Here is a 15,332-nt window from a genome sequence, read left to right as displayed (position 1 = left end):
CTCAGGTATTCCTTCCGCCGCGACGCTGGAGGGCCTGACGACGGGCCTCCGCACGCTCCTGATGCTTTACCGTCTGCGTCCCAGGCTCCGACTCGGAGGACAGCCTCCGCGCCAGCGCATGGACGGTGGGATGCTCGAAGAAATGGGTGACGGGAACATCCCGCCCGAGCACCTCGCGCAGCCGCGCGCACGCGCGCACCGCCGACAGCGAGCTGCCGCCCAGGTCATCGAAGAAGTGGGCGTGGACGCTCACCGTCGGATACCCGAGCGTCTCAGCCCATGCCTGGACCAACGTCTGCTCCAAGGGTGTGCGCGGAGCACCTTCCGAGGGCGCCGCTCGCGTCGGAGCCGGCAGGGCCCGCGTGTCCACCTTGCCGCTGGACAACAACGGCAGTGCCTCCAGGGTGACGAGGTCCGCGGGAATCAGGTGTTCGGGCAGGCGCGCGCGAAGGCTCGCTCGCACCTCTCCAGGCGTCGGCATCCCGCCGTCCGGGGGCACCACGTACGCGACCAGCCGAGGCTCTCCACCCGCCGGCGGGCGCCACACTCGGACATGGGCCTGCCGCATTCCCGCCAGCTCGCGCAGGGCCACCTCCACCTCGCCCGGCTCGATGCGGAACCCGCGCAGCTTCACCTGCGCATCCACGCGGCCCAGCAAGTCGATGTGGCCAGAGGGACGCCAGCGCGCCAGGTCCCCGGTGCGATACAGGCGCGCCCCAGGACGTGAGCCATACGGGTCCGGGACGAAGCGCTCCGCCGTCAGGTCCGGGCGTCCTTCGTAGCCGCGTGCGACGGCCGGGCCTCCCAGGAACAGCTCCCCCGTCACCCCAGGAGGAACAGGCCGCAGGGCCTCGTCGAGCACGTAGGCATCGACGTGCGGCAAGGGCGGGCCGATGTCCGGCGCCCCGGTTCCGACCACGCACGTGGACCACGCCGAGCAGACCGTGACTTCGGTAGGCCCATAGGCGTTCAGCATCACCCGCCCCGGCGCGAAGCGGGTCACCAGGTCTTCCGGACAGTGCTCGCCCGCGGAGACGAGCGTCTTCAGGTCGGGAAGCGGTGTCTCCGGCAGCAACGTGCAGGCGGAGGGAGGGAGCGTCACGAGGGTGATGCGTTCTTCTCGCAGCACCCGGTGCAGCGACTCACCCGCGAGCACTTCGCCCGGAGGAGGCAGGACCAGCGTCGCACCCGTCATCAGGCCCTGGATGTATTCCCAGACGGAGACGTCGAAGGCCGGTGACGCGAACTGGAGCACGCGTGCTCCGGGGGCCAACGCGAAGCCCTGTCGAATCGTCTCGACCAACTGCAGGGCGCTCCAGTGAGAGATCATCACGCCCTTCGGACGTCCCGTGCTCCCCGAGGTGTAGATGATGTACGCCGTGCAGTCCGACGAGGGCAGCGGTCGTGCTTCGAACGGCGACTCCCCGTCACGTGTGTCCCGGGCTCCGTGCTCCTCCCAGAGCAGCGTCGTCACGGCTTCGGGCAGGGTCAGCCGCCGTGCGAGCCGCTCGTGGACGAGCAACCAGCGCGCCCCGGCGTCGCTCAACATCCACGCAACTCGCTCCGACGGGTAGCCCGCGTCGAACGGCACCACCGTTCCACCGGCCTTCAACACCGCGAGGAACGCGATGAGCGCCTCGGGGCCCCCGCGCTCCATCTGCACACCGACACGGCACTCCGGACCGACGCCCTGACAGCGCAGCCTCGCGGCGACACGGTCCGACCAGTCATTCACCTCGCGATAGGTCCACCGCGACGTGCCCGCGACCAGGGCCACGGCCTCGGGTGTCTTCGCCACCCAGGACTCGAAGGCCTCGTGCAGTCCGGTCACCGGAGGGGCTTCGGACATCGCGCGCCTTCGGCCGGTGGCCAGCGCCGCGCTCCGCTCCTCCTCATCCAGCACCGGCAGGTCGAGCACCGGAACGTCGGGAGTCCGCGACGCCGCGTCCAACAGCGCGCCCAGATGACTGGCCATGCGCTCCACGACTTCGGCATCGAAGAGGTCGGTGCAGTACTCCAGGCTGGCCGCGAAGCCACCTCGCGACTCCGCCATCGACAACGTCAGGTCGAAGGCCGAGGCCTGATTGCGCAGCGGTACGGACTCCAGCTCCAGCGCACCCAACCGGACCCGCGTCCCCTCGCCTCCGAGCGCGAAGGGCGCGAGGGCTTCACGGCCCGGACGCCCGGAGTGCAACACGAACATCGTCTGGAAGACGGGCGCGCGCGACGCATCCCTCCGAGGCTGGAGCCGCTCGACGAGCCGAGCGAAGGGCAGCTCCTGCCGCTCCAGCGCGGACAGCACCGTGCCGCGCACTTCCGCCAGCAGCGCGGAGAACGACAGCCCTTTCGTCACGGTGGCGCGCAGGGCCACGGGGTTGACGAAGTAGCCCACCTGTCGAGCCAGATCCGCGCGTGCCCGACCCGCCGTCGGCGTCCCCACCAGGAGGTCTTCATGTCCCGTGTAGCGGCGCAGGAAGGCGAGGTAGCCGGACAGGAGCACCATGAAGGGCGTGGCACCGCGCGCGCTCGCCAGCGACACCAGGCGAGAGGCGGTCTCCGCCTCCACTCGGAAAGTCACAGCCGCGCCTCGGAAGGACTGGAGCCGAGGCCGTGGACGCGAAGTGGGCAACTCCAACACCGGCAGCTCTCCGCTCAGTTGCTCACGCCACCACGCCTGGAGCCCGTCGCCTCGTGAACCGGAGTACAGCGCCTCCTGCGCGCGGAGGATGGGCGCGACGCGAGCCGGAGGTGGCGGCAGCGTCGGAGCCACGCCTTGGAGACCGGACGTGTAGAGGAGGCCCAGTTCCTCGGCCATCACCTCCAACGACCAGAAGTCGGTGATGAGGTGGTGGAACACGAGCAGCAGCACCGGTCCACCCGCGACGTCGGTGAAGACGCGCATGCGCATCATGGGCCCGCGCTCCAGGTCGAAGGGACGGTGGGTCTCCACCTCCAACCGCTCGCGCAAGGCCCCCTCCGTCCACCCTCCGGCTGACTCGCGCTCCAGCACGGGCGCGGCGGCGGGACGCAGCACGGGCTCGCCGCGCTCCTCGGGGAAGGCGCACGCGAGGGCAGGATGGCGGGTGATGAGCACCGAGAACGCGTGCTCCAGAACCCCGAGGTCCACGTCCGGAGCGAGGCGCATCGCGCGCGCGATGTGGTACGCGGTGCTTCCTGGCGCCATGCGCTGGAGGAACCAGAGCGCGCGCTGACCGTCCGAGACATGCGGCGTCGCGTCCTCCGACACCGCTGGAGTGGACGACTCCACCACCGAGTTCCTCGAGCGCTCCACCCACGCCGTCACGTCACGCAGACTCGGCCCTTGCAGCAACAACGTCGGGGGCAGCGACACGCGCCACGTCTGCTGCACCGCGTGCATCACATCCAGCCCGCGCAGCGAGTCCAGGCCGTACTGCGTGAGCGGCGCATCGGCATCCAGCGTGCTCGCGGAGACACCCAGCCGGTGCGCCACCTCGCTCGCGAGCCACGAGAACACGTCTCCCGAAGTCAGCGCCTCGGACGCGCTCGCCACCTCGTCCCGCGCGAGCACGTCCGCGCGGCTCTCCCGCCACTCCTTCACGACCTCCAGGCCGTCGGTGAGGAACGCCTGCTTCGTCACGCGCCGCTGCACCTTGCCGCTGGACGTCTTGGGCAGGCTGCCCGACGTGATGAGCACCACCGCGTGCGCGGCCACGCCGTGCTCCTCGACGAGCGTGGCGCGGATGCGCGCGAGCGCCTCGTCGATGATGCCCCCTTCGGCCGCCTTTCCGGAGACCTCCTGGACGATGACGAGCCGCTCCTCCCCTTCCGCCTCCACCGAGAACGCGACGCCACACCCCGGGCGCAGGGCCGGGTGGCCGCGCTCCACCGTCAGCTCAAGGTCCTGCGGGTAGAGGTTGCGCCCGCGCAGGATGAGCACGTCCTTCAAGCGGCCCGTGACGAAGACCTCGCCGTCCTCGACGATGCCCAGGTCTCCCGTGCGCAGGAAGGGCCCCTCGCCCGTCCCCGCGAGGCGGCCCCGGAAGTCACGCTCCGTCTCCTCGGGGCGCTGCCAGTAACCCTCCGCGATGCTGGGCCCGCGCACCCACAGCTCGCCCACCTGGCCCGGGGCCTTCGGCTCGCGCGTCTGGGGGTCCACCACGCGCAGCTCCTGCGCGCCCAGCACCTCGCCGCTGCCCACGAGGACTGCTCCGGCGTCGGCGTGCTCCGGTGCTCGCGCCTCGCCCCGCTCCAGGCCCTCGCGCGAGAAGCTCTTCACCACCAACTCCACCGGACGCTCCGCGACGCGCTGGCGGCCCGTGACGATGAGCGTCCCCTCCGCCAGGCCGTAACAGGGATAGAGCGCGTGGCGGCGAAAGCCCGCGGGCGCGAAGGCCTCCGCGAAACGGTCCATCGTCTCCGCGCGCACCGGCTCCGCGCCACAGAACGCCACCTCCCAGCGACTGAGGTCCAGCGCGGCCCGCTCCTCCGGCGTGCTCTTGCGCACGCACAAATCGAACGCGAAGTTGGGCCCGCCACTCACCGTGCCGCCGTGGCGCGAGATGATCTCCAGCCACCGCATGGGCCGCTGGAGGAAGAACAAGGGCGCCATCAGCGACGCATGCATGTCCCGGAACAGCGGATGGACGATGCCGCCAATCAGCCCCATGTCGTGGTACGGCGGGAGCCACGAGACGAACCTCGGATCCGGCTTCGCGTCGAACCCTCGGGAGATGAGCTCGCAGTTGTGCATCAACTGGCGGTGCGCCAGCACCACGCCGCGTGGCGAGCCGGTGGAGCCCGACGTGTACTGGAGGAACGCCACCGTGTCCTCGCGCACGCCCGCATCGCGCCACGACGCGGCCTCACCGACAGGCACCGTGTCCGTCGACAACCAGCGCAGCGCCCGCAGGTCATCCAGTCCTTCGGTGAGCGGCCCCACCAGCTCCGAGATTCCGGACGTGGTGAGCGCCACACGCGCGCCGCAGTCCGCCACCAGCGCCTGGAGCCGGGGCAGCGTGCGCCCCAGTCTCATCACATCCGGCGGATATGCGGGCACCGCCACCACGCCCGCATACAGACACGCGAGGAAGCCCACCACGTACTCGCGCCCTGGCGAGTACATGAGCAGCGCCCGGTCTCCTCGCGCCATCTCTTGCTGGAGCCGCGCCGCCACCGCGCGCACCTGCGCATCCAGTTCAGCATAGGTGACGGTGTGCTCCCCCTCTTCGTCGACAAACGTGAAGATGGAGTCGGAGGGCTGAGACACCGCCCGGGCACGGCACACGTCGACGAGGGTAGCGTTCTCGGGACGAACGAACGCGGAGGCGGGGGCAGCGCGAGTCGGCAAGTGCATGTCGAGTGTCCCGGGGGGATTTTCAGGAGGACGGAAGCCGTTTCAGCCCGGCACACACGCGTCCCGTGAACCCGGGGGCGTTGACCTTGCTGCACCGACCGACGCCCCCTGGATTCCCCCTACTTTTAATGGATTCTCGGCATCCAGAAAAGTCGTGTCATCACGAATGACCCAGCACATCGGTGTTGACCGGTTGCATATTCACGAACGTTCGTGGCGATGTGCCGCGTCGACACCCGACGAGAGGAGCTCCCCATGAAGTACACGCAACTGGGCCGCACCGGCCTGCGCGTCTCACGCCTGTGCCTGGGCTGCATGAGCTACGGCACCCCCTCATGGCGCCCGTGGGTCCTCAACGAGGAAGCCTCGCAGCCGTTCTTCCGCCGAGCGGTGGAGATGGGCATCAACTTCTTCGACACCGCGGACATGTACTCACTGGGTGTCAGCGAAGAAGTGACGGGCCGTGCGCTGCGACGCTACGCGCGCATGGAAGAAGTGGTGGTCGCCACCAAGGTGTACTTCCCCATGGGCGATGGCCCCAACATGCGCGGCCTGTCCCGCAAGCACATCGTCCAGGCGTGCGAGGCCAGCCTGAAGCGGCTGGGCATGGAGACCATCGACCTCTACCAGATCCACCGGATGGACCCGCACACGCCGGTGGAGGAGACGCTGTCCGCGTTGGATCAGCTCGTCCGCCAGGGCAAGGTGCGCTACCTGGGCGCGTCGTCCACGTATGCGTGGCAGTTCGCGCGGGCCCTGGGCGTGGCGGACGTGAACAGCTGGTCCCGCTTCGTGTCCATGCAGGACCACTACAACCTCGTCTATCGCGAGGAGGAGCGGGAGATGCTGCCGCTGTGCGAGGCGGAGGGCATTGGCGTGCTCCCCTGGTCTCCGCTCGCGCGCGGGTTGCTCGCGGGGACGCGCAAGTCGCTGGGAGACCGGGACGCCACGCCGCGCGCGAAGACGGATGCGTACGCGCCGGTGCTGTATGACCAGGCGGGAGACTGGGACGTGGTGGAGGCCACGCGGCGGGTGGCCGAGGCGCGCAACGTGCCTCCGGCCCAGGTGGCCATGGCGTGGCTGCTGTCGCGTCCCGTGGTGACGGCGCCCATCATCGGCGCCACGAAGCTGGAGCACCTGGAGGACGCCATGCGCTCGGTGGACCTCAAGCTCCAGCCCGAGGAGCTCCAGGCCCTGGAGGCGCCCTACCAGCCCCACGCGCTGCGCGGCATGTGAGCCGCGCGGCGGTACGGTACCGGGTCGACCTCAGAGGTCGACCTGGGTGGGAGCGGGCTTCGGCGCACGCGCGGGCGCGACCGGAGGGACATCCAGGAAGGCGGCTCGCGGGCCAGAGCCGCCATAGGCCAGCGCTTCGATGCGGTTGGTGCGAGGAGCCAGCGGGTCTCTCGGCAGACACTCGGCCTCGGTCTCCAGGAGCTTCAGTTCCGGGCGGGACTCCATGAGCCGCTCGATGCGCGGGGGCACGTAGTCGACGGCGTCCTCGAACGCATACCGGGAGAGGATGCGCGTCGCCGTCACGGGCTCGCAGCGAATCTCGGGACGCGACGTCATGGAGGTCGTGGTCATCAACACGGCCGCGCCCCGAGCGGAGCTGGGACCGGACCGGGTGGCCTCCGTCACCGTGGTGGACACCCAATGCTCCCGGCACTGCGTCATCGTGTACGGGATGGGGCGGCGGATGACCCGCAGCGGCGCGTATTCCCCCGCGGCCATGGCGGTGCGGACCAGGGTCTTCCATGGCGGCACGGGGCCCTCGGGCATCAGGTGCGTGCGGCACTCCAGGTCCGTGCCCCCGTCGTCCGCCATGAACACCACCTGGACGTTGCTGACGTAGCGCGCGCCCGACGTCTCCGCGCGCTCCAGGAACCGCAGCACCAGCGTGCTGCCGTCCTGCGCGTGTCCGAAGGGCATGGAGATGGCCCAGGGCGCGAAGCCAGACTGCTGCGCGAGCGCCGGCGTGGCGACGATGACGGGGAACCCCTGGCGGACCAGGGGCGAGCGGGCGCACGCGGCGGAAAGGAGCAGCAACAGGGTCAGTGAGGAGCGGCGCATCGAAGGTCCCCTTGTCGTGGGCTTTGCGTCCTCCGAGTTTACGCCCCTCGCTGCGACCCGTCCCAGCGAGCAAACCACGGAGCAACCATCCCCGCGGGGAACGATATGGCAGCCGCGTCCAGACGTTACCCGCGCCGACCGGCGTGTCGCAGCCACTGCGCCGCCGAGCGAAGGTCCGCCTCGAAGTGGATGCGCAGCTCCGCGCGCTCGCGAGGGTCCGCCCGGCGCAGCACGTCCGCGGGCGCGAAGGTGGCCATGGCGCCGCGTGCCCAGGGCGTCTGGACGAATTGTCCCCGGTTGAGGTTGAGGCGAAACCCCGGCCCCAGCACCGCCTGGCCCGCGGTGCTGCCCAGCGCGAGCATCAACAACGGGCGCACCGAGGCCACCTCCGACGCCAGCGCTTCCCGGAACGCCTGCGCCTCCCGCCAGCCCGCGGCCTCCGCGTCCCCGTCCGGCGGAGGTCCCCGCGAGACATGGAGGTCCGTGGGCTTCAGCCCCGCCCGTGAGAGCACCACCTCCAACAACCGCCCCGCCGGCCCCACGAAGCACGGCACGTCACCGTCCTCCCGCGTGTCGGGCACGTCCCCCACCATCATCACCGGAGTCCCCTCTGACGGTGTCCGCGACCTGCGCGCGGCCGTGCTCCGCGCCGGGGCTTGCGGCGGCGCTTCCCACGCCAGTCCCGCGCCGTAGCTCAGGCGCGCCAGGTCCCAGTGGGCGCTGGCGTCCGGGGTGAAGAGGCTCCAGCGCAGCGTGGGAAAGCGCCCCACGAGAAAGGGCGCCGCCAGCCTGACGACGAGGTGCTCCGGCCGGTACCATGCGACATACCGCTCCGCGCCGTCGGACGCTCCCCGCCGGAAGCGGACGCGAATCACGAGGTTGCGCACGTCCCGCCGCACCGCGCGCTCCATCCGCCGCAGCCGCTGGACGTCCCGGTCCACCTCCCGCTCCAGCAGCCACCGCTCCCCGTGGGTCAGCCGCCAGAGCACGCGGTACAGCAGCGCCCAGCGCTCCGGCTCCCGGTGACACACCACCTTCTCCGCCAGCCCCAGGAAGTCCCGGGGCACCACCGGCAGGGCGCCGGTGCCCATGCCGCTCAAGAGCGCATCCACCCGTCCATCCCACGGGCCCGGCGCTTCCTCGAAAGACACCCGCTCCGGGGGCAGACACCGCGCCAACAGCCCCCGCGCCACTTCCCGAAACGATGCCAGCTCCGGCGCCACGCTCACCCGCACCTGGACCTCCTGGTCGCTCAGCGACACACGCCGCGAGCCACCCGTGGAGGGTGCTCGCGCGCGTGGAAGGCTTCTACCTTCCAGGTCTGACATCACCATCCCACCCGTGAAGTCGTCGGGCCCTCGCGGCTATTCCTCCTTCGCGAGCGCGTCCACCTGCTGCTGGAGCCCCTCCATCTCCTCGAAGAAGGACTCCACGGGCTGGGCGCGGGTCATGCGGAAGGCCGGCGGCAGCAGCGTGCGCGGGAAGTCCAGCGACGTGCTGAAGGGCTCGTTGCCCAGCAGGTCGTTCGCGCGGGACAGGGCGCCGAAGGAGAGCGTCACCACGACGAGCACTCGAACCAATCTCGCGGGCTCCCACCGTGCCACGTAGCGCAGGTGCCAGAAGAGGCCCCAGCCCATGAGCGAGAGGAACGTCGCGTGGTGCAGCCAGGACAGGCCCGAGCCCAGCCCCAGGCTGAAGCCCAGCGCCGACACGAGCGGTGGCAGCGCCACGGCCCCCAGCAGCACCAGGCTGCCGATGGTGGCATGCGTGCGGTAGTGGAACCTGCGGCGGGAGATGCGACTGGCGACGGCCCAGCCCCCCGCCCACAGCAACGTCAGCGTGAGCGGCGTCACCACGGCCACCGTCAGCTCGCCCCAGTCCGTGCGGCCGTAGTTGCCCAGGTGCGTCTCGAGCGAGCTGACGAAGATCAGGGCCAGCATCGCGATGGGGAACGCGCGGGCGTGCTCGAACACGCGCTCCCGGGGGGCGACGGCCGAGGTGATGACGGTGCCGGGCACGGCGTGGTCCCTGCGCCGGAAGCGCAGCACCGTGTCACCCACGGCCACGCGCGTATCGGGCGCCAGCTCCAGCTCGGCGAGCGGTGCCCAGGGCTCCACGCGCCAGGTGCCGTTGTGGCTGCCCACATCCCGCACCACGAGCGCGCCGTCCTCGCGCCGCTCGATGCGCAGGTGTTCGGGGGAGACCTTGGGGTCATCGAGGATGACGTCGTTCGAGTACGCCCGGCCAATCGTCGCGGGGAAGCGCTCCAGGCGGTGGCGCTCGTGGACGGAATCCCCTTCCAGCACCTCCAGGAAGATCATTTCGTCCACGACAGCCCCTCCAGGTAGCGGCGCGCCAGCTTGCGCGCGTTGTCCGCCGTGAAGCCGCCCAGCGTGAGGCTGGTGTCGACGCCGCTGGTGCTGGCGTTGAGCGCGGCGGCGCGCAGCACCAGGTCATAAAGGCCCGGGAAGCGCTTGTAGGCGCGCAGGCACAGCGCGGCGCGGACGGGCAGGCCCTCCACGTCCACGAACTCCGTCGTGCAGCGGAAGTTGGTCACGTCCTCGCGCGAGGCCTCCACCGTGTCCGGGTCCTGCGCGTACAGCGCGCTGTAGAGCGAGGAGAAGCGCAGCGCGCCCAGCTTCTGGCTGGAGGCCTGCTGGTGCAGGAAGGCCACCACGCCCGTGCGGTGATGCGAGGACAGGTAGATGTCCTCCTCCGAGGAGCACTGGTAGTTCGTCACCGTGTAGGGCACCTCCGGGTCATGCGGCGTGTCGCCCCAGCACTTGAGGAAGGGAATCCACCGGCCGGGGACCTGGTAGCTGCCCAGCTTCTGCTTCGGCACCGGGGCCGCCATCAGTTGCTCGGTGAGGCGCTGCTGGTTGTCGACGAGCTGCGCGCGCACCGTGTCCACGAGCGTGCGGGCCTCGTCCGGCTTCACCTCCAGCGCGCGCGCCAGCAGCGCGCTCGCGTGCTTCACCGGTACCAGGAAGCCGAGCTGGTTTCCCATGGTGGCGACGTTGACGCCCACCACGCGCCCCTGTCCGGTGAGCGTGGGCCCGCCGCTCATGCCCGGATTGATGGCGCCGCTGAAGTGGATGCGCTCATAGAGCGAGTCCTGGATGAAGCCGTTGTAGGTGCCCTCGACGATGGTGGTTCCCAGGTCATGGGGATTGCCCATGGCGAACAGGCGCGTGCCCTGCTGCGGCTCGCGATCCTCCAGCGCGAAGAAGTCCTTCACGACGTCATCCATCCGGATGACGGCCAGGTCATGGACGACGTCCACGTCGACCAGGCGCGCCGGCACGGGTTCGCCGCCGCTGCGCAGGACGAGCTCCGCGGTGTAGTCCTCCGGGTGGAGCACCACGTCGGAGACCACGTGGTAGTTGGTGATGGCGTGTCCGCTGGCCGAGACGAAGAAGGCCGAGCCGATGGACGAGCGCGTACCCGAGCGCCGCTCGATGATGCGCACCTGGGCGACGCGGTTCTGGATGCGCTGGAACAGCTCGTGCGTGGCCGGAGGCAGCACGGCCGGAGGGGACTCGGGCGCGGGAGCAGGCGCGGAGTCGGGTTCGCTTCGAGCAGGGGACTGCACGCCCGGTTCCGAGGGAGCGACCGACGGCGCCTGCCCAAGCACGGCGACGAGGAGGAGGACGAACATGGATGCCGCGCACGCTATCCCAGCACCGAGCGCCTGGGCACCGAGTCGCGCACGGCCCGGAGCATGAGGCCCGCGTGCGCTCGCCGACCCACCTGCCCTGTTGGCGGCGTGCCTGCCAGCGACTAGGTTCCGCCCCGCCGAAGGTGCCTCGCGGGGGGTACGCGAGGTTTAGGGAATCCGGTGCCCGTCCCCGATTGCCGACCTCGCGACAAGCGCTCTGGGCGTCGTCACGCCTCGGAAGTACCCTGCCCCGCCCGCATCCTGCGCCACGCCGCGTACGACGCCACCAGCGCCCCAGCCAGTGCTCCCGCGAGCGCACCCAGCACCCGGCGCGGCACCACGCCCGGCGCGGTCGTCGCCTCCAACCGGAACGTATCCAGCGACGCGCGCACCCCCGGCGCCAGCGACTCCCAGCGCACCGCGGGCGCGCTCACCACCACCACCGCGTGCCGGCCCTCGGACGCGAGCCCCGCCACCAGCACCGTGCGAACCTGTCCCGCCTCGCGCAGCGTGCCCAGCACCTCCACTCGCGGAACGATTCCACCCACCCGGTCCACGCGCTCCGGAGACAGCGTCACCCCCAGCTCCCGCTGGAAGTGCTGCATCACCGCCGACGCGAAGTCATCCCGCTCCGAAGGACTGGCGGAGAAACTCCGCTCCACCACCGAGACCAGCATCGTCGCCGCCTCGGGCCCCTCCCCATCCGCCAGCGCCGCCGACAGGCTCCGCGTCGCCTCCGCGTCGAGCGACACCGCTCCCGCCACCGAGCCCACGTAAGGCTCCCACCGCACCATGTGGAAACGCTCCGGCGGCCGCAGCACGTAGCCGTCTCGACGCAGCTCGGAGCCGAGCGCGCCCGACAGCAGCAACCAGCTTCCAGCCGCCCACGCGAGATTCACGCCGCGAGCATAGGCCCCCCGCGTCACATCCGCAGGCCAGGTCATGGGCCCCGAGAAACGACGAACCCACGGATACCCCGTGCCCCCCGGGCGCGGCGAAGTCACCGCTCACATGCCTTCGTTGTGACATCCCCGGGCGGCGCGGGTAACCTCGCGCCCAGATGACTCCTGCAGCCCGGGTGGAGATGGAGGCACGCGCCGACCGAGCCCTGCGCCGTGGCGAGCTCGTCGAGGCGGTCGACCTCTACGAGACGCTCACCCATGCCTTCCCGGATGACGCCTCGCTCGCCGACAAGCTCGCCAACGTGCGCGAGTCCCTGCTCCCCCTGGAACTCCAGAAGCTGGAGGCCGCTCGCCCGCCCGAGGAGCCGGAGCTGCCGGTCGGTCCCTCCTCACCCGCGCAAGAGGGTGAGCGCCTGTTCGCCCTCGGGGACTACGTGGGGGCCGCCGCCGCCTATCGCCGCGCCCTCCAGGAGCGTCCGGACAACGAGCTCTTCAAGGAACGGCTGCTCGAGGTCTTCCAGATGGCCCGGGAGATGCCCCTACAGTCACCGACAGACAAGGCCCTTCCCAAGGCCCCTCAGCCCCGTCTTCAAGCCCTCCTCGACAGGGTCGCTTCTCGTCGCCGCCTCAAGCGGGACTGATGGAAGCTCGCGTTTCCACTCGGAAATCCGACCTGCCGAATGATTCGCGCGTTGCACCCCGGCTCCGGGGCCTCCTATCATCAGGTCCGACGTCGCTGTCATGGTGGGCCACCCTCCCTCTGACACCCGCGTCCGACCCCTATGGCCCGTTCCCTGAGACTCGGAGTCCTCACCGGTGGCGGAGACTGCCCCGGGCTCAACGCGCTCATCCGTGGCCTCGTCAAGCGGGGCACGCATGAGTTCGGCCATGAGTTCGTGGGCATCGAGAACGGTTACATGGGGCTGGTGGAGCCAGACCTCACGCGTCCCCTCACCGAGGAGGACACGCGGGGAATCCTGCCCAAGGGCGGCACCATCCTCGGCACGTCCAACCGCGCGAACCCCTTCCTCTACGCCTTCCGCGAAGGTGGCCACTGGGTGGAGCGCGACGTGTCCGACGCGGTGCTGCGGCGCTGCGAGGCGCTGAAGCTCGACGGAGTCATCGCCGTGGGTGGTGACGGCACGCTGTCGATTGGCCACCGACTGAGCGAGAAGGGCCTCAAGGTGGTCGGCTGTCCGAAGACCATCGACAATGACTTGAGCGGGACGGACCAGACGTTCGGCTTCGACACCGCGCGCCTCATCGTCACGGAGGCGTTGGACCGGCTGCACTCCACCGCCGAGGCCCATGACCGGGTGATGCTGGTGGAGATCATGGGTCGCCACGCGGGCTTCCTCACGCTGGAGAGCGGGCTCGCGGGCGGGGCCGACGTCATCCTCATCCCGGAGATTCCGTACCGGGTGGAGGCCATCGTGGAGAAGCTGCGCCGCCGCGCCACCCGCCGCCGCAGCTTCTCCATCATCGCCATCTCCGAGGGCGCGTTCCCCGTGGGCGGCACGCTGGCCGTGCTGGACCGGGCCGAAGACGTCCCCGGGCGAGGCGTGGTGCGACTGGGCGGCTCCGGCAAGGTGTGCGCGGATCTGCTGGCGCAGCACATCGAGGCGGAGATTCGGGTGAATGTGCTGGGGCATCTCCAGCGAGGAGGAAGTCCGAGCGCGGCGGACCGCGTGCTGGCGACGCGCTATGGTTGTGGGGTGTTGGACCTGGTGCGCGACGGACAGTGGGACCACATGGTGGCCCTGCGCGCCGGGCAGCTCGTCGCTGTACCTCTGAGCGAGTCGCGAAAGGAGCGCCGGGTGGACCCATCCGGCGAACTGGTGCGCTTCGCCAAGAGCATGGGCATCAGCTTCGGGGACTGAGGGAGGGGCAGGCACAACCGCCGCATGTCATGACGCTCGTCGGCCGCCATATCGGTCGTTATCGCATCCTCGAGCAACTCGGCTCGGGGGGCATGAGCGTCGTGTACAAAGGGCTCGACACGGCCCTGGACCGTGAAGTCGCGGTGAAGGTGCTTCACCCGCACCTGGCCGGCAAGGACGAGTCGCGCAGGCGGCTGGCCCGCGAGGCCCGCGCCGTGGCGAAGCTGCACCACCCCAACATCCTGGAGGTGTTCGACTTCTCCGCCGCGGACGCGCAGGACGCGTTCATCGTCACCGAGTACATCCGCGGCCGGACGCTCAAGACGGTCCTGGACGAAGGTCCGCTGGATCCGCCGGAGCTGGCGGCGATGATCATCCACGAGCTGGCGGCGGCGCTCGCGCATGCGCACGAGGCTGGCGTCATCCACCGCGACCTCAAGCCCGAGAACGTCATGGTGCGCGAGGACGGCATCCTCAAGCTCATGGACTTCGGCATCGCCCGGCTGCTCGACATCGAGGAGCGGATGACGGTGACGGGCTCGCTCGTGGGCTCGCCCGCGCACATGTCCCCGGAAATCATCGAGGGCCTGGAGGCGGGCCCCGAGGCGGACGTCTTCAGCGTGGGCATCATGTTCTACGCGGCCATGACGGGGCGGCTGCCCTTCTCCGCGCCCAACACCACGGCCACGCTCAAGCGCATCCTCGACGGTGACTACGAGGATCCGCGCCGCCGCCTCCCCGCCCTGTCGGACGAGCTGGCGGACATCTGCGCGCGCTGTCTCCAGAGAGATCCTCAGCAGCGCTATCCGGACGCCAGCAAACTGCGTGACGCGCTGGCGGACTACCTCGCGGGCCTGGGCTTCTCCCGGGTGGGCGAGGAGCTGGTGTCGTTCTTCGCCGATCCACCGTCGTACCGGAAGCTGGCGCGGCAGCGCATCGTCGCCAGGCTGCTGGAGCGAGGGGAGCGGCTGCTCTCGGAGAAGCGCACGTCGAGGGCGCTCGGCAGCCTCAATCACGTGCTGGCGCTGGACGCGCAGAACGCTCGGGCGCTCGGGTTGCTCAAGGGCATCCAGCGCGCGCAGCGCGTGAAGACCTGGCGGCGGCGCGGCATCCGGCTGGCGGTGGGATTGCTCACCGCCACGGCCGTGAGCCTGGGCGCCTACAAGGCGTACCACGCACGCGCGGATGCGGCGGCCCTCCAGCCGGGCACGGACAGCCCTCCCAAGGGCGACGAGGGCGTCAACCCGGGCTCCGGCGACACCAGTCACGATGGCGCGAACGGCGGGGTCGGAAACTCCAGCCCCGAGGGAACACTCGGCGCGGGAAACCCGGGCACGGACGCGCACGAGCCCCCCGGCTCCGGCACCGTGGACACGGCTAGCCGACCGAACCTTCGTCCCGCCGCGCCGACCGACGGTGCTCGCACGAGGAGCGCCGATCCGTCGCGATTCCCCCCGGGCCACACCCCCGAAGCCACCTCCCCC

At 70.5% G+C, this 15,332-nt stretch carries 10 protein-coding genes; 4 read left to right on the top strand and 6 right to left on the bottom strand.

What is annotated here, in order from left to right:
* Position 1: 1 nt before the first annotated feature.
* A complete protein-coding gene (locus FJV41_RS30355) occupies positions 2-5,335 on the bottom strand; it encodes a non-ribosomal peptide synthetase (protein WP_141646073.1) in 5,334 nt (1,777 codons plus the stop codon).
* Positions 5,336-5,590: 255 nt separating this feature from the next.
* Here FJV41_RS30355 and FJV41_RS30350 point away from each other — a divergent pair, with 255 nt between their 5' ends.
* Positions 5,591-6,571: an aldo/keto reductase gene (locus FJV41_RS30350; RefSeq protein ID WP_141646072.1), complete on the top strand. Its 981-nt coding sequence runs from the start codon at positions 5,591-5,593 to the stop codon at positions 6,569-6,571.
* A 30-nt stretch (positions 6,572-6,601) separates the two neighbouring features.
* Here the strand turns inward: FJV41_RS30350 and FJV41_RS30345 are convergent, their stop codons facing one another.
* The 5 genes from FJV41_RS30345 to FJV41_RS30325 form a co-directional block, all read right to left on the bottom strand.
* Positions 6,602-7,408: a hypothetical protein gene (locus tag FJV41_RS30345; protein ID WP_141646071.1), complete on the bottom strand. Its 807-nt coding sequence runs from the start codon at positions 7,406-7,408 to the stop codon at positions 6,602-6,604.
* 125 nt (positions 7,409-7,533) lie between these two features.
* The gene (locus tag FJV41_RS30340) at positions 7,534-8,670 is read right to left on the bottom strand and encodes a DUF4130 domain-containing protein (protein WP_246137518.1); all 1,137 of its coding nucleotides are present in this window, start codon (positions 8,668-8,670) and stop codon (positions 7,534-7,536) included.
* A 102-nt stretch (positions 8,671-8,772) separates the two neighbouring features.
* Positions 8,773-9,738 (bottom strand): FHA domain-containing protein, encoded by a 966-nt coding sequence (locus FJV41_RS30335; protein WP_141646070.1) that lies wholly within the window; start codon positions 9,736-9,738, stop codon positions 8,773-8,775.
* Positions 9,726-11,066 (bottom strand): S1C family serine protease, encoded by a 1,341-nt coding sequence (locus tag FJV41_RS30330; protein ID WP_141646069.1) that lies wholly within the window; start codon positions 11,064-11,066, stop codon positions 9,726-9,728. The genes FJV41_RS30335 and FJV41_RS30330 overlap by 13 nt, the downstream gene beginning before the upstream one ends.
* A 227-nt stretch (positions 11,067-11,293) precedes the next feature.
* Positions 11,294-12,010 carry a hypothetical protein gene (locus FJV41_RS30325; RefSeq protein ID WP_246137517.1) on the bottom strand — a complete coding sequence of 239 codons (717 nt, stop codon included), beginning with the start codon at positions 12,008-12,010 and terminating at the stop codon, positions 11,294-11,296.
* 116 nt (positions 12,011-12,126) lie between these two features.
* On the opposite strand from FJV41_RS30325, the gene FJV41_RS30320 reads away from it, so the two are divergent.
* The 3 genes from FJV41_RS30320 to FJV41_RS30310 all read left to right on the top strand — a co-directional run.
* A complete protein-coding gene (locus tag FJV41_RS30320) occupies positions 12,127-12,609 on the top strand; it encodes a hypothetical protein (RefSeq protein ID WP_141646068.1) in 483 nt (160 codons plus the stop codon).
* A gap of 141 nt (positions 12,610-12,750) precedes the next feature.
* A complete protein-coding gene (locus FJV41_RS30315; RefSeq protein ID WP_141646067.1) occupies positions 12,751-13,848 on the top strand; it encodes a 6-phosphofructokinase in 1,098 nt (365 codons plus the stop codon).
* Between the two features lie 29 nt (positions 13,849-13,877).
* The coding region (locus FJV41_RS30310; protein ID WP_246137516.1) for a serine/threonine-protein kinase at positions 13,878-15,332 on the top strand (1,455 nt) is incomplete at its 3' end.

The organism is Myxococcus llanfairpwllgwyngyllgogerychwyrndrobwllllantysiliogogogochensis (assembly GCF_006636215.1).
In the GTDB taxonomy this organism is placed as follows: Bacteria; Myxococcota; Myxococcia; order Myxococcales; family Myxococcaceae; genus Myxococcus; species Myxococcus llanfairpwllgwyngyllgogerychwyrndrobwllllantysiliogogogochensis.
The sequence above is the reverse complement of the archived record's forward strand: the minus strand, read 5'-3'. Positions and strand labels throughout refer to the sequence as shown.

What these genes read in the sequence shown, in the direction of transcription:
- FJV41_RS30350 (WP_141646072.1), top strand. Translation starts at nt 5,591, where the DNA reads ATGAAGTACACGCAACTGGGCCGCACCGGCCTGCGCGTCTCACGCCTG.
- FJV41_RS30355 (WP_141646073.1), bottom strand. Translation starts at nt 5,335, where the DNA reads ATGCACTTGCCGACTCGCGCTGCCCCCGCCTCCGCGTTCGTTCGTCCC.
- FJV41_RS30330 (WP_141646069.1), bottom strand. Translation starts at nt 11,066, where the DNA reads ATGTTCGTCCTCCTCCTCGTCGCCGTGCTTGGGCAGGCGCCGTCGGTC.
- FJV41_RS30320 (WP_141646068.1), top strand. Translation starts at nt 12,127, where the DNA reads ATGACTCCTGCAGCCCGGGTGGAGATGGAGGCACGCGCCGACCGAGCC.
- FJV41_RS30315 (WP_141646067.1), top strand. Translation starts at nt 12,751, where the DNA reads ATGGCCCGTTCCCTGAGACTCGGAGTCCTCACCGGTGGCGGAGACTGC.
- FJV41_RS30325 (WP_246137517.1), bottom strand. Translation starts at nt 12,010, where the DNA reads ATGACCTGGCCTGCGGATGTGACGCGGGGGGCCTATGCTCGCGGCGTG.
- FJV41_RS30345 (WP_141646071.1), bottom strand. Translation starts at nt 7,408, where the DNA reads ATGCGCCGCTCCTCACTGACCCTGTTGCTGCTCCTTTCCGCCGCGTGC.